The organism is Thioalkalivibrio sp. ALE12 (genome assembly GCF_000381105.1).
Lineage (GTDB): Bacteria > Pseudomonadota > Gammaproteobacteria > Ectothiorhodospirales > Ectothiorhodospiraceae > Thioalkalivibrio.
On the sequence record NZ_KB905910.1, the window covers coordinates 14,434 to 40,325 of the forward strand.

The window sequence follows — 25,892 nt, forward strand, 5'->3', positions numbered from 1 at the left end:
ATGTACGAGGAATTCTATGGTTTCACCGGCCGGCCCTTCGCGCTGAGCCCCGATCCGCGGTTCTTCTACGCGAGCAAGGGCCACAGCCGGGCGATGGCCTATCTCGAATACGGCGTGCAGCTGGAGGAAGGCTTCATCGTCATCACCGGCGAGGTCGGGGCCGGCAAGACCACCCTGGTGCGCAGCCTGTTCGAGACCCTGAGCGACAAGCCCCTGGTGGCGGCCCAGCTGGTGAGTACACAGCTGGACGCCGAGGACCTGCTGCGCTCGGTCTGCCTCGCCTTTGGGCTGGAGGATGCCCCGAATCACAAGGCCGGGCAGCTGCGCCGCCTGGAGTCCTTCCTGCACGACACGCGGGCCCGGGGCCAGCGCGCGCTGCTGGTGGTCGACGAGGCACAGAACCTGGGCCCCGACGCCGTGGAAGAACTGCGCATGCTGTCCAACTTCCAGGGCGAGGACGGCCCCCTGCTGCAGAGCTTTCTGCTCGGTCAGCCGGAGTTCCGGCGCCTGCTGCGCAGCGAGAACATGCAGCAGCTGCGCCAGCGGGTGATCGCGACCTACCACCTCGGCCCGATGGACGAGGACGATACGCGCGCCTACGTCGAGCACCGGCTCGCGCGGGTGGGCTGGAATGGAAGACCGCATTTCGACGACGACATCTGGCCGCGCATCCACGACTACACCAGCGGCATCCCGCGCAAGGTGAATACCTTCTGCGATCGCCTGCTGCTGATGGGGTATCTGGAGGAATGTGCCGATCTGGATGCGGCACGGGCGCAGCAGGTGATCGACGAGATTGAGGAGGACCTGGAGGGCGTGCTGCTGGACGAGACGCCCCCCGCCGCCGGTTCATCGGGGCCGCGCCGGGAGGCGCACGCGGGCACGGACGACCAGGGCGACCAGGGCGACCCGGATCAGGCCGTCGCCAGCCAGGTCTCCATGCTGCGCATCGAACAGGATCTCGAGGCGCTGGAAGAGCGCCTGCACCGGATCGAGCGCAACCTCCTGGTCAACTTCCGCGTGACCCAGGAGGTGCTCAAAATCGTGCGCGACGAGGGCTACGAGCCGGAGTCCTTGTCCCCGGTTCCCAGCGCCGTACGGTCGTAGGGGCGGAGCCTCGTCATGCAGCCGAAAAACGCCCATCGGCCCAATGCTCTGACCGTCGATGTCGAAGACTACTTCCAGGTCTCCGCGCTGGCGCCGCAGATCCCGCGCGACTCCTGGGATTGTCGTGAGTGCCGTATTGAGCGGAACCTCGATCGCATCCTCGACCTGTTCGAGCGCCGTGGGGCGCACGCCACCTTCTTTACCCTGGGCTGGATTGCCGAACGTTACCCTCAGGCCATCCGGCGTATCGTCGAGGCCGGGCACGAACTCGCCAGCCATGGCTATGGCCACCAGCGGGTAACCGACCTCAGTCCCGAAGCCTTCCGCGCTGACGTTACCCGCGCGCGCGGGATACTGGAGGATCTTTCCGGTTCCCCCATCCGGGGCTATCGCGCGCCGAGCTTTTCCATTGGGGAGGGCAACCTGTGGGCGCTCAGAATTCTGGACGAGACAGGGCATGACTACAGCTCGAGCATTTATCCGGTTCGCCACGACCACTACGGCATGCCGGACGCCCCGCGCGAGCCCCATCGCCCGTTGGAAGGCGGTATCCTGGAACTGCCGCCCGCCACCCTGCGCATGGGCGGCCGAAATCTGCCGGCGGCCGGCGGCGGTTACTTTCGTCTCCTGCCCTACGCCATCTCGCGGCGCGCCCTGCGTCGGATCGAGCAGGTGGATGCGATGCCCGCGGTGTTCTATTTCCACCCCTGGGAGATCGACCCCGGCCAGCCGCGTATTCCCGGCATTACCGCCAAGACGCGTTTCCGGCACTACGTGAATCTGCACCGTATGGAGGCGCGTCTGGATCGCCTGCTGCAGGACTTCACCTGGGATCGAATGGATCGCGTATTCGCTGTCCCCCTCGATTTGCAGGCCCCCGCCCTGACGTCCTCGGAGGGCGCCCGTGTATCAGTCGCCTGAAGACCAGGAACGGATGGCGGCTACGCTGCCCATGCAAGTGTGCACACTCGACGCGACCGGGCATGGGCGCTGGGATGCCTTCGTCGATGGCTGCCCGCAGGCCACGTTCTTCCACCGCGCCGGCTGGGCAACGGTCATGCAGCGCGCCTTCGGGCATCCCGTCTGGTTTTTCTACGCGGAACAGAACGGGGTTATCCAGGGCGTGCTGCCGCTGGTGCGGGTGCGCTCGCGCCTGTTTGGCGATGCCCTGGCCTCGATCCCGTTCGGCGTTTACGGCGGCATTGCCGCGCAGACGCCCACGGCCTTCGAGGCCCTGGATCGGCGTGCCCGGGCGCTTGCCGAAGAGCTAGGGGTGGATTATCTCGAATACCGTCACCTGGAACCGCAGCACCCGGACTGGCCAACCAAGGACAATCTCTATTTCACCTTCCGCAAGGTCATGGAGCCGGAGGTCGAGGCCAACATGAATGCGATCCCCCGCAAGCAGCGCCGCATGGTGCGCAAGGGGATCAAGGCCGGGCTGACCAGTGAATTCGAGTCCGATATCGAGCGCTTCTACCCGATTTTCGCGGCCAATGTGCGCCGCATGGGGACGCCGGTCTTCAGTCGTCGCTACTTCGAGACTCTGCTCGACGTGTTCGGCGACGAATGCCGGGTGCTCACGGCGCTGCACGACGGTGATCCGGTCGCCAGCGTCGTGACCTTTTTCTTCCGCGAAGAGGTGCTGCCGTACTACGGCGCAGGTACGCCCGAGGCGCGCCAGGTCGCGGGCTATGACTTTCTCTACTGGGAGCTGATGCGCCACGCCTGCGAGGACGGTTACCGCATCTACGACTTCGGTCGCAGCAAGCGCGATACCGGCTCGTTCAGTTTCAAGAAGAACTGGGGCTTCGAGCCGCAGCCGCTGTACTACGAATACGATCTGGTCCGCGCTCGCGAGATACCCGACGTCAACCCGCTGAACCCGAAGTACCAGTACTTCATCAAGGCCTGGCAGCGCCTGCCCCTGCCGGTCGCCAACTGGCTCGGCCCCAAACTCGCCCGCTCCCTCGGCTGAGCGAATGGAAGGTCAAGGTCAAGTACGTTTAACAGGAAGAAGGAGAGAAAAGAAGGTTTATGGTGTGGGGTTCGGGGAAAAGCTTGGGTTGGGGCAGCCTTTGGCGTTGGTCTTTACCCCGGGCGCCTCAACCCCAGAACTCTTCCCATCTTCTAACCTCCCTGTGAACCGCTCTTTAGCCGACGCTATGTGAGAGCTGTATCGAACCGAACAATGTTGAAGGGACGGGAGCGAAATGGAATTCGACCCGCTTTCGAAGGAAGTGATTGGCGCCGCGATCGAAGTTCATCGGGAGCTGGGCCCGGGGCTGATGGAATCCGTCTACGAGAAGTGCCTTGCCCATGAACTGCGTGAGCGAGGGATCCGTTGTACCACGCAGGTTGCGATGCCGGTTGCCTACAAGGGCGAAACCATTGATGCGGGGTATCGCATTGACGTTCTCGTTGAGGATTGCCTGATGATTGAACTGAAGAGCGTAGATGAGCTCAGTGGCCTGCACCAGGCGCAGCTTTTGACCTACATGAAACTTGCGCGAGTCGATACTGGGCTCTTGATCAACTTCAACGCCCCTGTTCTCAAGGACGGGATCCGCCGTCTTGAGCGGCGCGGTATTTCAACTGGCTCTTGAAACTCATTCCATGAACCTTCCCTTCTTCAAATCTTCCTGTGACCAACTGCAGTTGGCAGATGCCTGATGGATGATCTTCTTTATCTGGTGCATCGGATTCCGTGGCCGCCGAACAAGGGCGACAAGATTCGTTCGCACCACATCCTGCGCTATCTGGCGCAGCACTATCGTGTGCACCTGGGTACGTTCATCGATGACCCGGCGGATGCGGCGTATCTGCCCGAGCTCAAGCGTATCTGCACGACGGTCTGTGCCCGTCCGCTGCCGCGCCGGCGGGCCCAGTTGCGCGCGCTGACCGGCTTCCTGAGCGGCGAGCCGCTGACGGTGCCGTGGTATCGCGACCGCGAACTGGCACGTTGGGTTAGGACCACGCTGATCCGCCAGCCGGTCGCCTGTGCCGTGGCCTTTTCCTCGGCGATGGCCCAGTACCTGCCGGAAGGGGGCGGGCGAACCCGGGTGGTCGACTTCGTGGACGTCGATTCCGACAAGTGGATGCAGTACGCACCGACGCGGCGCTGGCCCATGAGCGCGGTGTATCGGCGCGAGGGCCGTCGGCTGCTGGACTACGAGCGCCAGGTCGCGCAGGCCAGCGATGCCAGTCTGTTCGTGTCGCCGGCCGAAGCAGACAGCTTCCGCCAGCGCGCCCCGGAGGCGGCGGACCGGGTGCATGCGCTGAACAATGGCGTCGATGCCGCCTTCTTCGCACCCGAGGCGGTGGCGGGTTCGAACCCCTATGTCGCCGGCGCCCGCACCATCGTGTTTTCGGGCGCGATGGATTACTGGCCCAACGTCGATGCGGTGGTGTGGTTCGCCGATCACGTCCTGCCCGGCTTGCGTGCGGAACACCCGGGTGTGGAGTTCTGCATCGTCGGCAGCCGGCCGGCGCCCGAGGTGGCGGCCCTGGCGGCCCGGCCCGGCGTGACGGTGACCGGCTTCGTGGACGACGTGCGTCCCTGGATCGCGCACGCCACGCTCGCGGTCGCGCCGCTGCGCATCGCGCGTGGCGTGCAGAACAAGGTCCTGGAGGCGATGGCGCTGGGGCGTCCGGTCGTGGCCAGCCCGCAGGCCCTGGAGGGGCTGACCGCGACCCCCGGGCACGAGGTCGTCGCGGCGGACGCCGAGCCGCGCGCGTTCCTGGAGGCCGTCTCCGGGTACCTGCGCGCCCCGGACCCGGCGCTGGGGCAGGCGGCCCGCGCCCGGGTGCTGGCGGACTACGACTGGGCGCGCAATCTCGCGCACCTGGGCGAGATCCTGCGGCGTCGCCCGGGCCGCGTGTCGGGTACGGTGTCGATCGAGGAGGCCGCACATGGTCGCTGACGCGCTGAATTCCCGAACACGCGCCCGCGGTTCCTCCTGGTGGTTTGCCGCGCCGGTCCTGGTGCTGGGCCTGGTCGTGCTGGGGTGGATGTTCTACCCGACGTTCGCCTCCATCGTTACGATCTGGAACCGCTCGGACACCTTTGCGCACGGGTTCCTGATCGTCCCCATCGTCCTGTTCCTGCTGTTTCTCAAGCGTCAGGAGGTGCTTGCGCTGGAGCCGCGCCCATCCTGGTGGGCGTTGTTGCCCTTGGTGGGGCTGTCCCTCGTCTGGGTGGCGGGGGAGTTGGTGGATGTGGTGTCGGTGCGCCAGTTCGCGGCCGTGCTGATGATTCCCGCGCTGTTCTGGCTGGTGCTGGGCAACGCGATCACCTGGCGCCTGCAGTTCCCCCTGGCGTATCTGCTGTTCGCGGTCCCGTTCGGCGAGTTCCTGGTGCCGCCGATGATGGATCTGACCGCGGATTTCACGGTGACCGCCGTGCAGCTGACCGGGATCCCGGTCTATCGCGACGGGCTGTATTTCGATCTGCCCACCGGCCGCTGGTCGGTGATCGAGGCTTGCAGTGGCGTGCGCTACCTGATCGCGTCGGTCGCGCTGGGCACGCTGTATGCCCATCTCATGTACCGCAGTCCCTGGCGGCGGATCGTGTTTGTCGGCGTGTCGATCGTGGTCCCGATCGTTGCCAACGGCCTGCGCGCCTACATGATCGTGATGATCGGCCACCTGAGCGACATGGAGCATGCGGCCGGGGTGGATCACCTGATCTATGGCTGGATCTTCTTCGGCGTGGTCATCGCGCTGATGTTCGCGATCGGTGCGTTGTGGCGCGAGGACATGGAGCCGTTGCCGACCCCGACGGTGCCTCCCGCGCAACCCGGGCGCTCCGCGCAGGCGGGTTCGTTCGTTGCCGCCGCGGTGCTGACGGTCGTCCTGGCCAGTGCGGCGCCGCTGTATGCCGAGTGGATGAACCAGCGTGATCTCGGCCCCGTGGCGGGCCTGGGTACGGGCCCGCTGGCACCAGCAGGCTGGCAGGTCCTGGAGGAACAGGATGCCGCCTGGGAGCCGGGGTATCGTGGCGCCCGCGACGGTCGCGGCGGCCTGGTGACGGCCGCCGACGGCGGCGAGCCGGTGGGTATGCATGTGCTGTTCTACCGCGAGCAGTACCGGCACGGGAACATGGTGGGCTGGAGCAATACCCTGGCCGGGCGCGATCGGGCGCTGGAATGGTCGCAGTCGCGTCGCGGCCGGGCCATGCTGGAGGGATACCCCAACCCGGAACGCTTCCTGCTGAACGGTCCCGGGCAGCAGGTGCTGGTGTGGCGCTGGTACTGGGTGGATGGCCGCCTGACCACCCGCCCGCATGAGGTCAAGGCGCGGGAGGCGCTGAACCGGTTATTCGGTGGTCGGGACGATGCCGCGCTGGTGGTGCTCTATGCGCCGCTTGAGTTCGACAACGGCACCGATGCGGCGGAGGCGGCATTGCGGACCTACGCCGCGGATGCCCTGCCCGAGCTGCTCGAACAGCTCGACCACGTCGCGCGGCAGTGACGGGCGCCTCCGTACCCGTGGCCCGGGAGGGTGATCAGCGCCCCTGTGTGGCGCACATCATCCATCGCCTGGATATCGGCGGGATGGAGAACGGGCTGGTCAACCTGATCAATCACATGCCGGCCGATCGCTTCCGCCACGCGATCATCTGCATGACGGACTACACCGACTTTCGCCGACGCCTCGAGCGGGACGATGTCACCCTGCACGCCCTGCACAAGCGCGAAGGCAAGGATCCGCGGGTGCACCTGCGCCTGTGGCGGCTGCTGCGCCGCCTGCAACCGGACATCGTGCATACCCGCAACTTCGGCACGCTGGAGGCGCAGGTGACCGCCGCGCTCGCCGGGGTGCGGGCGCGGGTGCACGGCGAGCACGGCTGGGATGTCGGGGACCTCGACGGCACACGTGACCGCAACCGCCGCCTGCGCCGCCTGGTGCGGCCACTGGTGGGGCATTACATCGCCCTGTCGCAGCACCAGACGGGCTATCTGCGGGAGGCCATCGCGGTGCCCGCGGCACGCCTGTCGCACATCTTCAATGGTGTGGATACCGGCCGCTTCGCGCCGCCGCACGAGGGCTTTGTGTCCCCGTTGCCGCAGGCATTTCGGGACCCCGGCACGTTCGTGATCGGTTCGGTCATGCGCATGCAGGCGGTCAAGGCGCCACTGGATCTGGCGCGGGCCTTTGTCGCGCTGCGCGAGCTCCTGCCGGAGGCCTTTCCGCGCCTGCGCCTGGTGATGATCGGGGATGGGCCTTTGCGTGCCGAGGTCGTTCAGTTCCTGGAGCAGGCCGGGGTCGCGGACCAGGCCTGGCTCCCCGGCGCCCGGGAAGACGTCGCCGACTGCCTGCGGGCGCTGGACCTGTTCGTGTTGCCGTCGCTGGCCGAGGGCATCTGCAACACCATCCTCGAGGCGATGGCGACCGGCCTGCCGGTGGTCGCGACGGATGTCGGGGGCAACCCCGATCTGGTACAGCCCGGGGTGACCGGGGCACTGGTGCCGGCGGGGGATCCCGACGCGATGGCCCGCGCGCTGATGGCCTATCCCGCCGATCCCGCGCGGACCGCACGCGAGGGACAGGCCGCCCGCGCCCGGGCTGAGGCGGCGTTCAGCATGGAGGCGATGGTCACGGGCTACATGGCGGTATACGACCGGGTACTGGCCCGGCGTTAGTTGTGGCGCTAACGCCAGCCGCCCCACGGCGCGAATCGCGGGCGCTCGGTGGCGGGGTTGTCGTTTATTCTGGATTTTCCGTGATGGTGCGAGGGCCCGGCCCGAACCGGTGTCCGCCCGGCGGCACCGCCCAGTGTCGACCTGGCCGTGGATCGCCCGAATGCGACCGACGCCCAGGCAAGGAAGCAATCAGGATCCCTACATGTGCGGCATTACCGGCATCTTCGATCTGCGCGACCGGCGGCCGGTCAATCGGGCCCTGCTGGAGGCGATGAACGAGACCCAGTTTCACCGGGGTCCGGACGAGGGCGGTGTGCATCTGGAGCCGGGTGTGGGGCTGGCGCATCGGCGCCTGTCGATCATCGATCTTGCGAGCGGGCAGCAGCCGCTGTTCAACGAGGACGAGACCGTCGTCGTCACCTACAACGGCGAGATCTACAACTTCCCCGAGTTGACCGCCGAGCTGCAGCAGGCGGGCCATCGCTTTCGCTCCCACTGCGATACCGAGGTGATCGTGCATGCCTGGGAGGAGTGGGGCGAGGCCTGTGTGCAGCGCTTTCGCGGCATGTTTGCCTTCGCCGTCTGGGACCGCAACCGGGATACCCTGTTCCTGGCCCGCGATCGTCTCGGGATCAAGCCGCTGTATTACAGCGCGCTGGCCGACGGGCAGCTAATCTTCGGTTCGGAGCTCAAGGCGCTGATGGCGCATCCGGGGCTGCCCCGGCGCATGGACCCGCATGCGGTGGAGGACTACTTCGCCTTCGGCTACGTCCCGGAGCCGCGCAGCATCTTTCGCGGCGTCCACAAGCTGCCGCCCGGCCACACGCTGACCGTGCATCGCGGGCAGGGCAACCTGAGCGAACCACGCGAATACTGGGACGTGCCGTTTGCGGACAACGGCATCACGCACCTGGACACGGCCGCCGAGGAACTGACCGCCCGCCTGCGCGAGGCGGTGGACATCCGCATGGTGGCAGACGTCCCGCTGGGCGCGTTTCTCTCCGGCGGGGTCGACTCCAGCGCGGTGGTTGCGATGATGGCGGGGCTGTCCGACGACCCGGTGCGCACCAGTTCCATCGGCTTTGCCGACCCGGCCTACGACGAGTCTCGCTACGCGCGCCTGGTGGCCGAGCGCTACCACACCGATCACCACACGCAGGAGGTCGATCCCGACGACTTCGCGCTGCTGGATCGGCTGAGCGGGCTGTACGACGAACCGTTTGCCGACAGCTCCGCTTTGCCGACCTACCGCGTCTGCGAACAGGCGCGCCGGCAGGTGGTGGTGGCCCTGTCGGGGGATGGCGGCGACGAGAACCTGGCGGGCTACCGGCGCTATCGCCACCATCTCGCCGAGGAGCGTCTGCGCGCACCGTTGCCGCTGGGGCTGCGGCGCCCGCTGTTCGGCACGCTCGCAAAAGTCTATCCCAAGGCAGACTGGGCCCCGCGCCCACTGCGCGCGAAGGCGACCTTTCAGGCGCTGGCCAGGGATTCGGTCGAAGGCTACTTCCAGGGCGTCTCTATCCTGCGCGACGACCTGCGCGCGCACTTGTTTTCCCCGGCATTCCGGCGCTCGCTGCAGGGCTACGGCGCGCTGGAAGTCCTGCGCCGGCACGCGGAACGCGCGCCCACCGAACACCCGCTGTCCCTGGTGCAGTACCTGGACATGAAGACCTACCTGCCGGGCGACATCCTGACCAAGGTCGACCGCGCGAGCATGGCGCATGCGCTGGAGGTCCGGGTCCCCATCCTCGACCACCAGCTGGTCGAGTGGATCTCGGGCCTGCCGCCGGAACTCAAGCTGCGCGGCCCCGAGGGCAAGTTCGTGTTCAAGAAGGCCATGGAGCCCTACCTGCCGGAGGAGATCCTGTATCGCCGCAAGAAGGGGTTCTCCGTGCCGGTTGCGGAATGGTTCCGCGGCCCGTTGCGCGAGCGCATGCAGGCCCAGGTCCTCGGCCCGCGCATCGCCGACTCCGGCATCTTCGACATGGATTTCCTCAAGACCCTCGTGAACCAGCACGTCAGCGGCGCCCGCGACCACAGCCCGGCACTGTGGTCGCTGCTGATGTTCGAGGGCTTTCTGGCGCGCTCGGCGGCCTGATGCGGGGGTGATGATGAAAATCCTGCACGTCCTTGATCACTCCATCCCGCTGCACAGCGGGTATACCTTTCGCACCGCCGCCATCCTGCGCGAGCAGCATCGACTGGGCTGGGAGACGTTTCACCTGACCAGCCCCAAGCACGGGGCGGTGGATGCGGACGAGGAGGATGTCGACGGCCTGCACTTCTACCGCACGCGCTATCGCCCGCGGACCCTGCCGGGGCTGGGTGAGTGGGGCCTGATGCGTGCCCTGACCCGACGCCTCGAGACCGTAGCCCGGGAGGTGCGGCCGGATCTCCTGCATGCGCATTCCCCGGTGCTCAACGCGCTGCCGGCCTTGCGGGTAGGGCGGCGTCTCGGCATCCCCGTGGTTTACGAGGTCCGGGCCTTCTGGGAGGACGCCGCGGTGGATCACGGGACCAGCCGCGAACACGGGCTGCGTTACCGCCTGACGCGCGGCTTCGAGACACACGTGTTTCGCCGGGTGGACCATGTGACCACCATCTGCGAAGGCCTGCGCCAGGACATCGTCGCCCGGGGCATCCCTCCGGACCGGGTCACCGTGATCCCCAATGCCGTGGATGCCGAGGCCTTCCGCCTGGGCGGGGCGCCGGATGCCGAGCTGAAGGCGCAACTGGGGCTGGGAGACGCCCGCGTGCTCGGTTTTATCGGCTCGTTCTATGCCTACGAGGGGCTGGACCTGCTGCTGGAGGCGTATCCGCGCATCCGCGAGCAGGCGCCCGATGTGCGTATCCTGCTGGTGGGTGGTGGCCCGCAGGCGGAACGCCTGCAGGAGCAGGCCCGGCGCCTGGGGATCGCCGATCAGGTCGTCTTTGCCGGTCGGGTGCCGCATGACCAGGTGCAGCGCTACTACGATCTCGTCGATCTCCTCGTGTACCCACGCCACTCGATGCGACTGACCGAACTGGTCACCCCGCTCAAGCCGCTGGAGGCGATGGCCCAGGGGCGACTGCTGGTGGCCTCCGGCGTGGGCGGCCACCAGGAACTGATCCGGCATGGCGAGACCGGCTGGCTGTTCCCGGCCGACGACCCGGAAGCGCTGGCAAACACGGTGCTGGACACCCTGGCCCGCGAGCCCGAGTGGGATGCGGTGCGTGCCGCGGGGCGCCGCTTTGTGGAGCAGGAGCGGACCTGGGCGAGGAGCGTGGCCCGTTACCAGGCGATTTACGAACGTCTGCGGGGTGTTGTGGAGCCCGCCCATGCCCGGTGATCCGCATCGCTCCGATCGACGCCCGCGCCTGGTGGTGTTCACGCGTGTCTACCCGAACGCGGTACAGCCCAACCTCGGCCTGTTTGTGCGCGAGCGCATGCGGCGGGTGGCCGGGCACCTGGACCTGGTCGTGGTGGCGCCGGCCCCGTGGTTCCCGTTCCAGGGCCTGCTGGGGCGGCTGAGCCCCCACTCGCGTCCGCCGTTGCCGCCCCGGTCCGAGCAGCAGGACGGAATCACGGTCTACCATCCGCGATTTTTCTGTGTTCCCGGCGTACTCAAATGGACCGACGGGTTCTTCCTGGCGCTGGGCAGTCTGCGGCTGCTGCGCCGGTTGCGGCGCGAATTCCGCTTTGATCTTATCGACGCCCACTTCGTCTACCCCGACGGCGTGGCGGCGCGCTGGCTGGCGCGCTGGCTGCGCTGCCCCTACACCATCACCCTGCGTGGGAGCCTGACGCGCTTTGCGGGTAGCGCCCTGCATCGGCGCCAGATCAACCGGGCGCTGAGCGCGGCCGCCCGCGTGTTCTCGGTGGCGGACTCGCTACGCCAGGATGCGATTGCCTGGGGGCAGGCGCCCGGACATGTCCAGGTGGTCGGCAACGGCGCGGACCTGGCGCGTTTCCGCCCCGAGGACCGGGCCGCGGCCCGGCAGCGTCTGGGTCTGCCGCAGGAAGGCCGTTTCCTGGTGTCGGTGGGCGGGCTGACCGAGCGCAAGGGTTTTCACCGGGTGATCGCGACGCTGCCCGAATTGCTGCACACGCAGCCCGACCTGCATCTGGTGATTGCGGGCGGGGCGACGCCCGAGGGCAACAACGAGGCGGAGTTGCGTGAGCAGGTGCGGACGCTGGGTCTGGAGGCGCGGGTGTGGTTCCTGGGGCAGGTGGCGCCCGACGATCTGCGCTTCGTCTATTCGGCGGGCGATGTGTTTGTCCTGGCCACCCGGTTCGAGGGCTGGGCCAACGTCTTCCTGGAGGCCTCCGCCTGTGGCCTGCCGATCGTGACCACTCGTGTCGGTGGCAACGCCGAGGTGGTGAATTCCGATCAGGTCGGCATCGTGGTCCCGTACGGTGACCATGACGCGCTGCGTGGCGCTCTCAAGGAGGCCCTTGAACGCGACTGGGATCGCAAGGCCATCCTGGCGCATGCGCGGGAGAACGCCTGGGAGACGCGCATCCCGCAACTGGTCGCAGCCTTCGAGCAGATCGTGGCCCCAGATCGTGCTGCGGCCCCCGGGGCCGCGCGCTCCGGCTGAACATGGGGCTCTACACGCAATGCGTCGCGCGGGGGCTGTTCCCGTTGCAGGAACGGCTCAAGGGCCACCCGACCGTGCGCCACCTGCGGGCCCTGGAAGCAAGCCAGTGGTGGAGCCCGGAGGCTCTGCGGTACCTGCAGGGGCAGCGGCTGCGGCGCCTCGTGGAACAGGTTATACGGCAGGTGCCATTCTATCGGGAGTGGTGGGCGCAGCAGGGAGGGGCGCCAGCCGATTTCTCCGGCATCGATGATCTCCAGCGCCTCCCGGTCGTCGACAAGGTGCTGATCCGCGAACAGGGCGTGGCCTGGCGCGCGGTAGGCGCGGGGAATCTGGAAGAGCACCACACCAGCGGATCATCCGGCGAGCCACTGAGCTTCTGGCTGGGTGCCGATCGTATCGGGATGGACATTGCCGCTCGCTGGCGGGCGACGCGCTGGTGGGGTGTGGATGTGGGTGATCGCGAACTCGTGCTCTGGGGGTCCGCGGTCGAGAACGAGGCCCAGAATCGCGTACGGGCCTGGCGCGATCGCCTGTTCCGTTCGCATCTGGTGCCAGCCCGTGACCTGAATCCGGATCGGCTCGACCGGATCATCGAGCAGATCCGCCAGCGGCGCCCGCGCATGTTGTTCGGCTATCCGTCGGCGCTGTCCCGCGTCGCCTGGCGCGCGCGCGAGCGCGGGCAGCGACTGGACGACCTCGGGATCCGCGTCGCCTTCACCACCTCGGAGGTCCTGCGGCCGGAGTGGCGCGAGGTGATCGGCGATGTGCTGGGCTGCGGGGTGGCCAACGAATACGGTGCGCGCGACGCGGGGTTCATCGCCCGCGAGTGTCCGGCGGGCGGGATGCACATCACGGCCGAGGCCCTGATCGTCGAGATCCTGGACGACGAGGACCGGCCGGTGTCACCCGGCGAGTCCGGCAACATCGTCGTCACCAACCTGACGGGGCCGGAGTTCCCGTTCATCCGTTATCGCACGGGGGATCGGGGGGCGCTGGACCCGCGACCCTGCTCCTGCGGACGCGGCCTGCCGCTGCTGCGCGACGTCGAAGGTCGCGCCAATGACGGTCTGATCGCGGTGGATGGCGCCTGGGTGCACGGCAGCCGCTTCAACTACCTGATGCGCGAGTTGCCGGGCCTGCGCGCTTACAAGGTCATCCAGCACGACCGGAATCGCGTCGAGGTTCTGCTGAACCTGGCCGCTCCATTGCCGACCGAGGTGGAGGAGCGACTGCGCCACGCGATTGTCGACGCACTGGGCCAGGCGATCCATGTGGAGGTCCACGTCGTGGATGTCATCCCCCCGGAGCCCAACGGCAAGCACCGCCACGTCGTCTGCCGCGTCCCCGACCCCGATCGATCCGGGTGAGGTCGTTCTCCGTGTCGAGGTGGATTTTTTGCACCACAGAGGGCACGGAGCACACAGAGGGAAAAGATTGGATTCACCACGAAGTTCACGAAGGCACGATGAAGGGCTTGCTCACAGGAAGCGTGGGAAGAAGGGAAGATTTGTGAGGGTGTTACGGCGCATGCCGGGTGATCGGGCTATCCACCAGCGCGACGTATGCAGGTGAGCTGCGAAGCCGGTGTCTTGTGCGTGGACGTGGTCGAGGCCGCGATGCGTTTTGTTGCGCTAAAGGCATCCTGCCCGCTACTGCGTACCCGGTGCCGTCATCCCGGAAACGCGCAGCGGTTATCCGGGATCTCGTTGGGGGTTGCGCAGCGTGGGTGACAGGGCCTGGAGATCCCGGCTCTCCGCTGCGCTGCGGCCGGGATGACGGTGGTGGCCGCGTTGCGGCGGGGATGACAGTGTCTTTTCATCCAGAGCTTTCCCGCTCTTCTCGTCTTCCTGTTACCCGTCCTTGCGGCGAACCCGGCTCAGGCAGTCTGTTTCCACGAACTGAATTCGCGGATTTGTTCCAGATCGGCCTGTTCCGATTGCTGGGCCTTGAATAAATCCCAGCGCACCTGAAGATTCAGCCAGAAATCGGGCGACATGCCGAAAAAGCGTGCCAGACGCAGCGCCGTGCTTGGGGTAATGCCGCGCTTCTGGTTCACCAGCTCGTTGATGCGCTGATACGGCACATGGAGCGCATCCGCCAGTTGGCGCTGGGAGATGTGCATCGGCTCCAGGAACTCTTTCGCCAGCATTTCACCGGGGTGAGTCGGCTGCCGGTGGGTAGGGATGCGGACCATGATTCTGCCTCAGTGGTAATCCGTGATTTCGACCTGGTCGGGCCCGGCGTCTGTCCAGGCAAAGCAGACCCGATACTGCTCGTTTTTCATGCTATGCCAAAACCGGAAGAGGGCGTAGCGTGGGTGCCATGGTCCGGAGATCCCGGCTCTCCGCTGCGCTGCGGCCGGGATGACGATGGTGGTGCGCTGCGGCAAGCATGAAAGTTTTTTGCCGTCCAAAGCCTTCCCGCACTTCCCGTCTTCCTGCGACCCGACCTTGGCCTGCAGGGATTGAATTCACCACGAAGCGCACGAAGGCACGAAGAAATTCTTGTGATGACCTTACAGCACGCTGCGACACCCCGGTGCCGGACAGTGCCATACAGGACGCGATCACCAGACCTACCCACCTTAATCCAGCCCTTCTCCGTGCCCTCTGTGTCCTCCGTGGTGTAACCGCCCTTGACCTTGCCCTTCTTCGTGCCTTCGTGCGCTTCGTGGTGAACACATCCAGGCAGACGCTGATTTAATCGCACGTCCGCGCGCCCGTTTTTGATAAAAACGGGCTGTGATGTACTATGGTATGCGCGCATACCACTGGATATTCCATTATGACCATACGTACAGGAGATACCCGTCAAACGGCTGTCCGGCTCCCGAAAGAGACGTATGGGCGCCTGAAAGCTCTGGCCGAAAAGACGGGCCGCACGACCACATACTACATTCGAGAAGCCATCGAGGAGCACCTGGAAGACCTGGAGGACATCTACCTGGCCGAGCAAACGCTGGAACGTATCCGGAGCGGCGAGGAAGACGTAATCAGCTCCCAGGAGTTCTGGCGTGACCTGGAGGATTGAGTACGCGCATTCCACTCGGAAGTCGGTGCAGAAACTCGACCGGAAGGCCCGCCAGCGCATACGCCACTATCTGGAGGAGCGTGTAGCCCATCTGGATGATCCGAGAGAGCTGGGTAAACCGCTCAAGGGGAGGTTTACTCAGCTATGGCGTTATCGGGTTGGGGATTACCGTGTGATCTGCGAGCTGCGTGACGAGTCATTGGTGGTGCTGGTTGTGCGGATTGGACATCGGAAAGAGGTTTACGATTAATGGCCGACAGCCCGTCTGGTTCCTGCGACTGGCTGGCTCTCGTTGCTAATCAGGTGCCCTGAAGAGATTGTTTCACCACAGAGTGCACGGAGTGCGCAGAGGGAAAAGACCGGGTTCACCACGAAGGACACGAAGGCACGAAGAAGGGCTTGTTCACAGGAAGTGAGGGAAGATTCGTGAAGGTGGTACCGAGGCATGCCGGGTGATCGGGGTATCCCCAGCGCGGCAGATGCAGGCGACCACCGAAGCCCACAAGGACTTGAGTCCGAACTCCGCCGCCCAGATGTCATCCCGGAAACCGCGCAGCGGTTATCCGGGATCTCCGACGTCGGGGCTTGGTCGGGCGCCTGGGGCAGTTTCTATGTGGAAGCTCCCGGCTCTTCGCTTTGCTGCTGCCGGGATGACAATGGTTGTGTGCTGCGGCCCAGATGAGGGGAGATGGAAACCGGTGCAGACGGGTGAGTTCCAGGCAGTCGATGCCGAGTCATTTCAGCCTGAGCCTTCCCTCTCTTCCAGTCTTCCTGTGACCCGCCCTTGACCAGAAGGGATTGGATTCACCACGAAGTACACGAAGGCACGAAGAAATTCTTTTGCTGTCTTTACGGCATGCCTGCGACGCCCCGGTGCCGGACAGTGCCAGACAGGACGCGATCACCAGACCTACCACCCCTAATCCAGCCCTTCTCCGTGCCCTCTGTGTCCTCCGTGGTGTAACCGCCCTTGACCTTGCCCTTCTTCGTGCCTTCGTGCGCTTCGTGGTGAACAAATAGCGAGCGCAGGCGGCTAGCGGGCGGCGGGGTGCGACTCCAGCCAGAGGTCCAGCATCATCAGGATCCAGACGAAATCGCCGTAATAGGCCGCGTGCCCCTCGCGGTGTAGGCGGATCAGTTCGTCGATGAAGTCGTCGCGCAGGAAGTCGCGGCCCTTCAGGCGTAACAGGCTGTCGTAGGCGAGTTCCTGTAATGGGGCGTGCTCCTGCATCCAGACGCCGAACGGCAGGCCGAAGCCGTGCTTCTTCTTGTCGATGATGGCGTCGGGCAGAAAGCCGGTGAATGCCTCCTTGTAAAAGTGGCGCAGGCGACCGTTCTTCAGCTTGAGGTCCGACGGCACGCGACAGGAGAACTCCACCAGGTCGTCGTCCAGCATCGGGAAGGCGACGTCCACCCCGGCCAGCTGGCACATCTCCGCGACCTTGCGCAGGTCGTTGTCGGCGAGGGTCTGCTGCCAGTCCAGGTACATCATGCGGTTGAGGGATGACGCCGATTCCGGCTCCGAGTAGATCCGCCGCATCAGCTCCCAGGGGGCTTCGGTGTCCACCGCCGCCAGGAACTCCGGTTGGAACATCGCCTCCGGCGCCAGGCGGTGCAGGTAGTTGTAGGTCTGCAGGCGGTCCGGCAGCGGGATGCGTGCCTGTTCCACGTAGCTGCGAGCCTTGCCGGCCAGCGGCAGGCCACGCGGCAGTCGGGTGAACAGCGGATCCAGCAGGTGGTGGCGCAGCGGCGCGGGGATCCGGCCCCAGTGTTCGAACACCCCTTGCTTGGCGTAGCGCGCATTCCCGGCGAAGAGCTCGTCACCACCGTCGCCGGCGAGTAGCCGGGTGATGCCGGCGTCGGCCGCCATGCGTGCGCAGAAATAGGCCGGAAGCGCAGAGGAATTGCCGAAGGGCTCGTCGTAGCTGGCGGCGATCTGGGGCACCGCATCGACGACATCCTCGGGAGTCACGTAGTACTCGTGTGCCTGGGTGCCGAAGTGCTGCGCGGCGATGCGCGCGTACTCCATCTCGTCGTAGCCGGGCGCGTTGAAGCCGATGCTGAAGCTGTTCGCCCCGGGCTGGATGCCGGCGAGCATGCCGGCGACCGTGGAGCTGTCCAGGCCGCCGCTCAGGAAGGCGCCGGTTCGCGGCGAGTCCGCGCGCCGGTCCACCGCGGTCTGCACCCGTTCGCGCAGCTCCTGTTCCAGCGCTGCCGGCGCGGCGCTGCCGTCCTCCGCGAAGACGGGGCGCCAGTAGGCGTTCACTTCGGCCCGGTCGCCGTTGTGGGTCAGGCGATGCGCCGCAGGCAGCTTTTCCAGTCCGGCGAACACGCTGACCGGGGCCGGCAGCATGTGGAAGAAGCAGTAGTGGTAGAGCCCCTCGCGCGTCACCTCGGTGGCGACCGCTGGATGGGCAATCACGCTCCCCGCGCTGGTGCCGAAGGCTACGCCGCCATTCAACCGCGCAAAGTGCAAAGGCGTCTGGCCCAGACGATCGGTGCCGGCTACCAGACGCCCCTGGCCTGCATCCACGATGACCAGCGCGAAGTCGCCGCTAACCTGTGTGAACAGGTCGGTGCCGCGTTGTCGCCAGGCCTCCAGCAGGGCCTGCGCGGGGGCGCGTTCGCGCGCGCATTCCGCAAGCGAGGGGTTGCGCCATTGCGGATGGCCGGTGATCGCGGCGATGACGTCCCCTTCCTGCGCGGTCCAGCCGCCCCGTACAAGGCAACCACCCAGGCGGTTCGTGCACCGGGATTCACGTGCCCCGGGGAGCCCCGTGAGGGCCGCTCCCTGGGCCTCGAGGGCGTCGCCCGGGGATGCGGCATTGACCGCGAACCATCCACAAAGTCCCGCCATCCGTCCGCCTGTTGCCTGGTCGGTCCAGGGAAACGCTGGTTGATGTACGCACCCGGGCGTGGGCCCGGCGATCCGTGCCGTATGGGTCACCATTCTACGTCCGGGGTCGGGCGTTCGAAGGCGGGCCGGGTGCAGGAGGTTAACGAGCCGATCACGCGGGGCCCGCGGCCTGTCGGGGACGATCTGGACAGCCTGTGCAGATACGGTAACCTGCCGGGTAACCCGCATCTCCGGTCGGGCACGGATACCCGCCTTCAGGAACCTTCATATGTCGACCCTCGATCACACCCGCAATCTGCTGGACAGCGCCCTCAGCCTGAATGGACGTGCGCAGCAGTTCGACCGCAACACCACGCTGCTGGGCGGCGTCCCCGAACTGGACTCCATGGCGGTGGTCTCGCTGATCACCGCGATCGAGAGCCACTTCGACATTGTGATCGATGACGACGACGTCAGCGCCGAGACCTTCGAGACGGTTGGCACCCTCGCCGATTTCATCGACGCCAAGCTGGACTAGCTCGGTCATGGAAGCCGGGTTCCTGGAGGGCAAGGCCGGACCGGTGTTCCATGTGCTGCATCGACCGGAAGGTCCTTCCGTCCGTGGCCGTGTGCTGTTTTTCCCGCCGTTCGCCGAAGAACTCAACAAGTCCCGCCGCATGGTGAACCTGCAGGCCCGCCGCATGGCGCAGGCCGGGTATGCCGTGCTGATCCCGGATCTCTACGGATGCGGCGACAGTGGCGGTGACTTCGGCGATGCCGACTGGGACCTGTGGCTGGACGACCTCGCCCGCTGCAGCGACCACCTCGAGGCCTGGTGCCCGGCCCCCCTTCTGGTCTGGGGGTTGCGTGCTGGCTGTCTGCTGGCGGGCGATTTCCTGGCTGCACGCGCCGAACAGGCCGCCGCCGCGATCTACTGGTCGCCCGTCACCAATGGCGAACAGCACCTGACCCAGTTTCTCCGCCTGCGCATGGCCGCCGGCATGATGGGCGGGCAGAAGGAATCCACCGCTGATCTGCGTTCGCGGCTGCGGGATGGCGAAGCGCTGGAGGTGGCGGGCTACACCCTGGCACCCGCCCTGGCCGAGCGCCTTGCCATCGCCCGCCTCGAGCAGCCCCGGGCGGCATCCGTCGCCTGGCTCGACATCGCAGCACAGGACGATGCCCCGCTGCCGCCGGCGAGCGAGCGCATGGTCGAACGCTGGCGCGAGGCCGGTGCCGCTGTCGACGCCCGCGTGGTCGGGGGCGATGCCTTCTGGTCCACCCAGGACATCATCGAGGTGCCGCGCTTGCTGGAGGCGACCACGCAGTGCCTGGAGGCCCTGGCATGAGCGAGCGCGCCGTTGTCTTCCGGGTGGGGGAGGAGGAAGTGCTGGGGATCCTGCACCCCGGCGCGGCGGGCGCCCGGCGTGGTGTGCTGATCGCCGTCGGCGGGCCCCAGTACCGGGTCGGCAGTCACCGCCAGTTCCTGCTGCTCGCGCGCCACCTGGCGGCCCAGGGCATCCCGGTATTCCGCTTCGACTTTCGGGGCATGGGGGATGCCACCGGTCGCCAGCGCGATTACGAGGAAGTGCACGAGGACATGAGCGCGGCCATGGATACCTTTGCGCAGCAGGTGCCGGACCTGCGCGAGGTCGTGATCTGGGGCTTGTGCGGTGCCGCCTCGGCCGGCCTGTTCTATGCTTGGCGAGATGCCCGCGTGGCGGGGCTGGTGCTGGCCAACCCCTGGGTGCGGACCGACGAAGGCCTGGCCCGCGCGTACCTGAAGACCTACTACCTCAAGCGCCTGTTCAGCCGGGATTTCTGGGCCGGTGCCCTGCGGGGTCGCTTCAACCCCTGGACCTCGGTCCAGTCACTCGCGCGCATGGCCGGCGCTGCCCTGCCCCCGCGAGGCACGCAGGGCGGGTCCAGTAATCCCGAGGCCGCGCGCGCCGATCTGGGCAATGGCCCGCTGCCGGACCGGATGGCGGAGGGCTGGCGGCGCTTCAACGGGCCGATCCTGGTCATCCTCAGCGGCGATGATCTGACCGCGGCCGAGTTTCGCGACGTGGCCACCGCCGCCCCGGCCTGGAAGGGCCTGCTGGCAGAGCCGCGCGTGACCCTGCGCGAGCTGCCGGAGGCCAACCACACGTTCTCGCGTCGCGAATGGCGCGATCAGGTGGCCGCCTGGACACAGGACTGGGTGCAGACTGCTCCCACCCGGGGAACCACATGACCGCGACCACGCCGCCCAGCGCCAAGTCGAACCCCGCCGAGGGGCCGGGGGCGGGCCGCAGTGTGCCGCGGGTATCGGTGGTGATGCCGGCCTTCAATACCGCCGCCTACATCACCGAGTCCATCGACAGCGTGCTGGAACAGGACTACCCGAACCTGGAACTGATCGTGGTGGACGACGGCTCCACCGACGGCACCGTGGAGATCATCCGGGGCTATGGCGATCAACTAACGCTGCTGACGCAGCAGAACCAGGGCGCGGCCGTGGCCCGCAACGCGGGTATCGCAGCCGCCACCGGGGAGTACATCGCCTTTATCGACTCCGACGATATCTGGCTGCAGGGCAAGGTCACCGCGCAGGTGATGTACATGGAGCGGCACCCGGAGATCGGGTTCACTCACACCCACTTCCTCTCCTGGAAGCCGGATGCCGACGGCGCATTCCCGCCGCCCTCGCAGATGGCGGCCCCCGAGGTGCCGGTGCGCGAGGCCCCGGGCGTGGTCGCGGAGGGCTCCGGCTGGGTCTACAACCAGCTCTTGATGGAGTCCCTGCCGCACACCATTACCGTCATGATGCGGCGACAGCTGGTGGACGAGGTGGGCGAGTTCGACCCGCAGCTCAAGCGCGGCCAGGACTACGACTACTGGATTCGCGCATCGCGGCTCTCCGAGTACCGGCAACTGGACCGGGTCACGGCCCTCTACCGCCTGCACGGCGCCGGCTGCATCACCAAATATCCGGACGTGAACTACGAAGTGGAGGTGGTCCAGCGCGCGCTGGCGCGCTGGGGGCGGGTCGGGCCGAACGGGGACGAAACCCCGGCCGCTGCCGTGCGCGAGCGGCTTGGCGATGCCTGGTTCACGTTTGGTTACCATCACTACTGGAGCGCAAGCCCGCGTATCGCCCGGAATGCGTTTCTGCAGTCGATCCGGCAGCGCCCGCTGCGCCCGAAGTCCTGGGCCTATCTCGGGCTCAGCGCACTCAAGTCCGTGCGCGCCCCGCGCCGGTAGCGGGGCTGGGCCGCACTCGGGCGATCAAGTACGGCTGCGGTATACCGCAACCCGGCCGATCGGCATTTTGCGAAAGCGCTTGGTGCGGTATTCGCGGTAGGTGACCGGCTCCAGAAACGGAGCTGCGTCCAGCAGCTTTCTCTGGGTTGGATTCTGATACACGACCAGCACTTCCCGTGGCTCGGTCCGAATGGCGTTTTCGAGATTTGCGAGCACCCGCTCCATGATGGCGGCCTTGAATGGGTTGAACAGGTAGATCAGCAAATCGCCTGCGGGTAGGTCGTATGCGCCGGCATCGCCGCATACGGTCTCGATATTCGCTACCTTGCGTTCCGGGTGTTGGTAGAGGCGCGCGTTCTCGGTGGCAATGTCGTTCAGACGCGCGTTGTACTCGACCCCGATCACGCGGCGGAATGGGTGGTGCGAGGCGAGCAGCAGCGCTTTGCCCTTGCCTGAGCCCAGATCAATGAAGGCGTAGCGGCTGGGGGCGATCTGCAGAGAGCGCACGATCCGATGGAACAGACGCGGCGGTGCACCTTCGTAGCCTTCATGTTCCTGCGGCAGACCTGCGTCATCCTCGGCCTGCATCCCGGTATTGGTACCGTACTTGCGATCGAAGTCCGTCAGATGGAACAGGATGTTTCGCGGGATGAGTGTCAGGGTGCGCCACCAGCCATTTTTGCGCAGGGAGGCGCGCAGCCGCGCAAGTGCATCCGTCATGTGCTCGTCCGGGTGCTTGTGCAGTCGGAACAGGGGATGTGTTTCATGCCTCAGTGGTCTCCAGCTGCGCGACAAGCGCCTTGCGGTCGACCTTGCCGTTCGCGTTCAGTGGCAGGCTCTCCAGCGAGTGGATGGTTCGCGGGACCATCACGGCGGGCAGGCGCTGGCGTAGCCGGTCGCGCAGGACTGCTTCGTCGGCGCCTTCCGCGACCACGAAGGCCACGATCCCGGAGGCGCCGCTTTCTGTTCGCGGCCATCCGACGGCCACCGCCTGGTCCGTGCCGGCGGCCTCGCGCAGCGCCGCCTCCACCTCGCCGAGCTCGATGCGTACCCCGCCGATCTTGATCTGATGGTCCAGGCGCCCGAGGAAAATGACCGGCTCGCCCGGGGTGGGGCGGCGCACCAGGTCGCCGGTCCGGTAGTGCACGCGGCCGTCCTCCAGTTGCACGAAGGCCTGTGCCGTGCGCTCAGGATCCTTCCAGTAGCCGGGGGTCACCTGCGGACCGCTGATCAGTAACTCGCCCTCGGCCCCGATGGGTACCTCCCGCAGGGCCTCGTCCGCCACCCGAAGCTCCACCTGGTTGCCCGGATAGCCGATCGGGACCATTCCATGTTCGCATTCCGTCGGTGATTGCTCCGGGTCCCAGCGGTAAAAGCAGGCATCCACCGTGCATTCGGTAGGGCCGTAAGCGTTGTCGATCCAGGCGTTGGGCGCGGCAACGGCCATCGCCTCGGCCAGTTCCGCCGACAGGGCCTCGCCGCCAAAGCGGCACAGGCGCAGATCCGGGAAACGCCCCGGCGCCCAGCCGTTGCGACGGTTCATCCCGTGCCCGGCCGAGGGCGTGATGTCGATCACCGTAAGCGCCTTGTCCGCAATGTAGCGGTTGGGATTGAACCACTCCTTCGCGGACGGGCAGCACAGGCAGGCGCCAAAGGCCCACGAGACGTAAAGATCGAACATCGACGAGTCGAAGGTGATGTCGTAGAACTGGGAAAAGCGGTCAGTCTCATTGATGCCGAAGTCCCGGTAGCGCTCCAGCGACATCTCCACAAACCGCGCCGCATTGCGCTGGAGTACGCCCACGCCCTTGGGTATGCCCGTGCTGCCCGAGGTGAAGAAGAGGCAGGCCAGGTTGTCCGGTGATACGGCCGCCGGTACCCAGTCCGTGCGTCGAGCGGCGTCTCCGGCCACCCGAAAGTCGTGTCCGGGCCAGCGCGCCTGGAGCTCGTCCAGCCGCTCGGCATCGGGCAGCAGGATCACGAGCGGGCGGGAGAATGCCCCCAGCAATTCATCGAGCCGCTCCAGCCCCTGATGATCCACCAGCAGCGCCGACAGATCGGCTTGCTCGGCCATGGCGAGCGTGCGTTCCGTAGGAAAGCCCGGGTTCAACGGGACCAGCGTATGGCCGGCCATCAGGGTGCCCAGGATGCCCTGGTACATCGGCAGCGACCGCTGCGCCAGTACACCGACCCGATCTGGTTCGCTTGCACTCAGGGCATGTTGCTGCGCATGACCGACATTCGCCCCCGCTTCGAATAGCTCGAGGTAGGTGAACACGTGGCCCTCCACGTCCAGGGCAGGGCGGTCGGGAAATCGTTCCGCCGAGCGCAGGAAGCCGGTCAGAATACCCCTCGTTAGCCTGGCGTTTGGCATGGCTGCGGCCCTCGATCTGCTCCAAAACCCTTGTCCGACGCGGCTTCCGGGACCTTCCGGTCGGCCCGCACTGGGCATTCATTCGCGCCGTTGTGCGCTCGCGCGTCCACGGTGCCGTCAACGAGAGCATCGGTGATCACCTCATCTCGTACAATCGAAACGAGAAGCCAGCCGCCAGGCTTGGCTAACGGCTGCCTGATGGCGGTTCCCCCGGGGGCCGCCAAGGCCCCTCGCATGAAGGATCCGGGTCGGCGAAACCATGCTGCAAACCCTGCGCAAGCTGAATGCCCTGCTGGACCCCCGCGATCGCGGGAAGGTCGGGCTTCTGGTGATTCTCATGATCGTCACGGCTTTTATGCAGACCGCGGGCATTGCCTCGGTTATGCCGTTCCTGGCGGTGCTGTCCGACCCGAATATGGTCTACGACAACGAGATGCTGCGCCTCGCCTACGAATGGCTTGGCTTCGAGTCGACCAGTAGCTTTCTCTATTTTCTGGGCGTTGGAGCTTTCGTCCTGTTCATGACCGGCACAGCGCTCCAGGCGCTTAACCAGTGGGCCATCACTCGGTTCACCCACATGCAGCAGTACGAGTTGTCGCGGCGCCTGATGGCGGACTATCTGCGGCGGCCCTTTACTTTCTTCCTCAATCGCAACTCCGGTGATCTGGCCAAGACCATCCTGCAGGAGACCACGCAGGCTATCAGCGGTGCACTAATGCCTGCCATGAAGCTGGTGAGCCAAGGCCTTCTCGCCACCTTCATTATTGCCTTGCTTATTATTGTCCAGCCTTGGCTGGCCCTGACCGTGGCACTGGGCCTTGGCAGCGTTTATGCCGCGATCTATCTGGCCGCACGGACTTGGTTGAACCGCATTGGCCAGGACCGCGTGGAGGCCAACCGCCAGCGGTTTACCGCCGCTGCAGAGGCCTTTGCGGGAGCCAAGGAGATCCGACTTTTGGGTCGCGAGCGAGATTACCTGGAACGGTATCGGGAACCTTCCAAACGATTCGCCAGCCACCAGGCTAACGCGATCCTCCTAAAGGACCTCCCGCAATATGCGATCGAGGCCATCGCGTTCGGCGGCGTTCTGGTCCTGGTGCTCTACCTGATGGCAGGGGATGGTGGGCTGGCCCAAGCCCTGCCGTTGATTGGTCTCTACGCTCTGGCGGGCCGCCAACTGATCCCGGCCTTCCAGAAGATCTTCCACCAGATCGCTTCCCTTCGCTTCAACACGGCCGCGGTAGACAACATCCTTAAGGATTTGGGTTCGCGTTCGGGTAGCACACCCCTGCCCTCACGCACGCATCAGCCCGAGCCGCTTGCCCCAAGTCAGTCTATCCAGGTGGCCAATATTACCTACCACTACCCAGGGCACGAGCGACCCGCGCTCCAGAATGTCTCCCTGGAGATCCCGGTTCATACCACGGTCGGGTTCGTCGGTTCTTCTGGGGCGGGCAAGAGTACGCTGGTTGATCTGCTGCTCGGCCTGCTGGAGCCCCAGGGTGGAAGCATCCGGATCGATGGCGAGCCGTTGACCCCAGATAACGTCCGGCGCTGGCAAGCGGCGCTTGGCTACGTGCCGCAGCACATCTTTCTGGCCGACCAGAGCGTGGCGGCAAATATTGCCTTGGGCGTCCCGGGCGACAGGATCGACCAGCAAGCCGTGGAGAGAGCCGCACGTCTCGCCAACCTTCATGACTTCGTCACCCAGGAGCTGCCGGATGGCTACGCCACCATAATCGGCGAGCGCGGCACTCGTCTTTCCGGCGGGCAAAGGCAGCGCATAGGCATCGCCCGCGCCCTTTATCGTGACCCCGACGTTCTGTGTTTCGACGAGGCTACGAGCGCATTGGATAACACCACCGAACAGGCGGTCATGGAGGCTATTCACAATCTTTCCGGCGCCAAGACGATTCTTCTGGTGGCACATCGGCTTGCTACGGTGAAACCATGTGACCGGATCTATGTGTTAAACAAGGGCGGGATTGCGGAACAGGGTTCTTATGAAGAATTGGCGAACGCCGGAACGCTCTTTCATCGACTTGCGGCAGGGTCCGCGTGAGTGGCTTTTGAGGTT

22 protein-coding genes are annotated in these 25,892 nt (G+C 66.1%); 18 read left to right on the forward strand and 4 right to left on the reverse strand.

All coding sequences use genetic code 11. The annotated features are described in order from the left end of the window. From F614_RS0109885 to F614_RS0109935, 11 genes are all read left to right on the forward strand, one after another. Positions 1–1,107, forward strand: a complete 1,107-nt coding sequence (locus tag F614_RS0109885) for an XrtA/PEP-CTERM system-associated ATPase (RefSeq protein ID WP_018866606.1) — start codon at positions 1–3, stop codon at positions 1,105–1,107. A 15-nt stretch (positions 1,108–1,122) separates the two neighbouring features. Next, positions 1,123–2,028, forward strand: a complete 906-nt coding sequence (locus tag F614_RS0109890) for an XrtA system polysaccharide deacetylase (RefSeq protein WP_018866607.1) — start codon at positions 1,123–1,125, stop codon at positions 2,026–2,028. Between the two features lie 31 nt (positions 2,029–2,059). Continuing rightward, positions 2,060–3,085: a FemAB family XrtA/PEP-CTERM system-associated protein gene (locus F614_RS0109895; RefSeq protein WP_019558795.1), complete on the forward strand. Its 1,026-nt coding sequence runs from the start codon at positions 2,060–2,062 to the stop codon at positions 3,083–3,085. Between the two features lie 235 nt (positions 3,086–3,320). Then, the gene (locus F614_RS0109900; RefSeq protein ID WP_018866609.1) at positions 3,321–3,713 is read left to right on the forward strand and encodes a GxxExxY protein; all 393 of its coding nucleotides are present in this window, start codon (positions 3,321–3,323) and stop codon (positions 3,711–3,713) included. Positions 3,714–3,779: 66 nt separating this feature from the next. Then, on the forward strand, positions 3,780–5,030 hold the full coding sequence (locus F614_RS0109905) for a TIGR03087 family PEP-CTERM/XrtA system glycosyltransferase (protein WP_019558796.1): 1,251 nt from the start codon (positions 3,780–3,782) through the stop codon (positions 5,028–5,030). Continuing rightward, on the forward strand, positions 5,020–6,579 hold the full coding sequence (xrtA, locus tag F614_RS0109910; RefSeq protein WP_019558797.1) for an exosortase A: 1,560 nt from the start codon (positions 5,020–5,022) through the stop codon (positions 6,577–6,579). The genes F614_RS0109905 and xrtA overlap by 11 nt, the downstream gene beginning before the upstream one ends. A gap of 47 nt (positions 6,580–6,626) precedes the next feature. After that, the gene (locus F614_RS0109915; protein WP_019558798.1) at positions 6,627–7,751 is read left to right on the forward strand and encodes a TIGR03088 family PEP-CTERM/XrtA system glycosyltransferase; all 1,125 of its coding nucleotides are present in this window, start codon (positions 6,627–6,629) and stop codon (positions 7,749–7,751) included. Between the two features lie 202 nt (positions 7,752–7,953). Then, entirely contained in the window at positions 7,954–9,849 is a 1,896-nt protein-coding gene (locus F614_RS0109920; protein WP_019558799.1) for an XrtA/PEP-CTERM system amidotransferase, read from the forward strand. Between the two features lie 13 nt (positions 9,850–9,862). Next, entirely contained in the window at positions 9,863–11,080 is a 1,218-nt protein-coding gene (locus F614_RS0109925; protein WP_026329845.1) for a TIGR04063 family PEP-CTERM/XrtA system glycosyltransferase, read from the forward strand. Continuing rightward, positions 11,070–12,332 carry a glycosyltransferase gene (locus F614_RS0109930; protein WP_019558801.1) on the forward strand — a complete coding sequence of 421 codons (1,263 nt, stop codon included), beginning with the start codon at positions 11,070–11,072 and terminating at the stop codon, positions 12,330–12,332. Before F614_RS0109925 ends, F614_RS0109930 begins: the two co-directional genes overlap by 11 nt. 2 nt (positions 12,333–12,334) lie before the next feature. Next, positions 12,335–13,699 carry a phenylacetate--CoA ligase family protein gene (locus tag F614_RS0109935; RefSeq protein WP_019558802.1) on the forward strand — a complete coding sequence of 455 codons (1,365 nt, stop codon included), beginning with the start codon at positions 12,335–12,337 and terminating at the stop codon, positions 13,697–13,699. A 509-nt stretch (positions 13,700–14,208) separates the two neighbouring features. Here the strand turns inward: F614_RS0109935 and F614_RS0109940 are convergent. Further along, the gene (locus F614_RS0109940; RefSeq protein ID WP_026279226.1) at positions 14,209–14,526 is read right to left on the reverse strand and encodes a HigA family addiction module antitoxin; all 318 of its coding nucleotides are present in this window, start codon (positions 14,524–14,526) and stop codon (positions 14,209–14,211) included. A 590-nt stretch (positions 14,527–15,116) separates the two neighbouring features. On the opposite strand from F614_RS0109940, the gene F614_RS0109945 reads away from it, so the two are divergent. Continuing rightward, positions 15,117–15,362 (forward strand): DUF6290 family protein, encoded by a 246-nt coding sequence (locus F614_RS0109945; RefSeq protein ID WP_018876690.1) that lies wholly within the window; start codon positions 15,117–15,119, stop codon positions 15,360–15,362. Next, a complete protein-coding gene (locus F614_RS0109950; protein ID WP_019558803.1) occupies positions 15,346–15,612 on the forward strand; it encodes a type II toxin-antitoxin system RelE/ParE family toxin in 267 nt (88 codons plus the stop codon). The genes F614_RS0109945 and F614_RS0109950 overlap by 17 nt, the downstream gene beginning before the upstream one ends. Positions 15,613–16,395: 783 nt before the next feature. Here the strand turns inward: F614_RS0109950 and F614_RS0109955 are convergent. After that, entirely contained in the window at positions 16,396–18,219 is a 1,824-nt protein-coding gene (locus tag F614_RS0109955) for an asparagine synthetase B (protein ID WP_019558804.1), read from the reverse strand. Positions 18,220–18,487: 268 nt separating this feature from the next. Here F614_RS0109955 and F614_RS0109960 point away from each other — a divergent pair, with 268 nt between their 5' ends. From F614_RS0109960 to F614_RS0109975, 4 genes are read left to right on the forward strand one after another with little or no spacing between them, the layout of a single operon-like run. Further along, positions 18,488–18,736, forward strand: coding sequence for a phosphopantetheine-binding protein (locus F614_RS0109960; protein WP_017941958.1), 249 nt, complete (start codon positions 18,488–18,490; stop codon positions 18,734–18,736). A gap of 7 nt (positions 18,737–18,743) precedes the next feature. Next, a complete protein-coding gene (locus F614_RS0109965) occupies positions 18,744–19,547 on the forward strand; it encodes a hydrolase 2, exosortase A system-associated (RefSeq protein ID WP_019558805.1) in 804 nt (267 codons plus the stop codon). After that, on the forward strand, positions 19,544–20,431 hold the full coding sequence (locus F614_RS0109970) for a hydrolase 1, exosortase A system-associated (RefSeq protein ID WP_019558806.1): 888 nt from the start codon (positions 19,544–19,546) through the stop codon (positions 20,429–20,431). Before F614_RS0109965 ends, F614_RS0109970 begins: the two co-directional genes overlap by 4 nt. Beyond that, entirely contained in the window at positions 20,428–21,441 is a 1,014-nt protein-coding gene (locus F614_RS0109975) for a glycosyltransferase (protein WP_019558807.1), read from the forward strand. Before F614_RS0109970 ends, F614_RS0109975 begins: the two co-directional genes overlap by 4 nt. Positions 21,442–21,465: 24 nt before the next feature. Here the strand turns inward: F614_RS0109975 and F614_RS0109980 are convergent, their stop codons facing one another. Together F614_RS0109980 and F614_RS0109985 are read right to left on the reverse strand one after the other, a co-directional pair. Continuing rightward, positions 21,466–22,161 (reverse strand): class I SAM-dependent methyltransferase, encoded by a 696-nt coding sequence (locus F614_RS0109980; RefSeq protein ID WP_019558808.1) that lies wholly within the window; start codon positions 22,159–22,161, stop codon positions 21,466–21,468. 43 nt (positions 22,162–22,204) lie between these two features. Further along, on the reverse strand, positions 22,205–23,815 hold the full coding sequence (locus F614_RS0109985; protein ID WP_026329846.1) for an AMP-binding protein: 1,611 nt from the start codon (positions 23,813–23,815) through the stop codon (positions 22,205–22,207). Positions 23,816–24,074: 259 nt separating this feature from the next. On the opposite strand from F614_RS0109985, the gene F614_RS0109990 reads away from it, so the two are divergent. Next, the gene (locus tag F614_RS0109990; protein ID WP_019558810.1) at positions 24,075–25,877 is read left to right on the forward strand and encodes an ABC transporter ATP-binding protein; all 1,803 of its coding nucleotides are present in this window, start codon (positions 24,075–24,077) and stop codon (positions 25,875–25,877) included. The last annotated feature ends 15 nt before the right edge of the window (positions 25,878–25,892 follow it).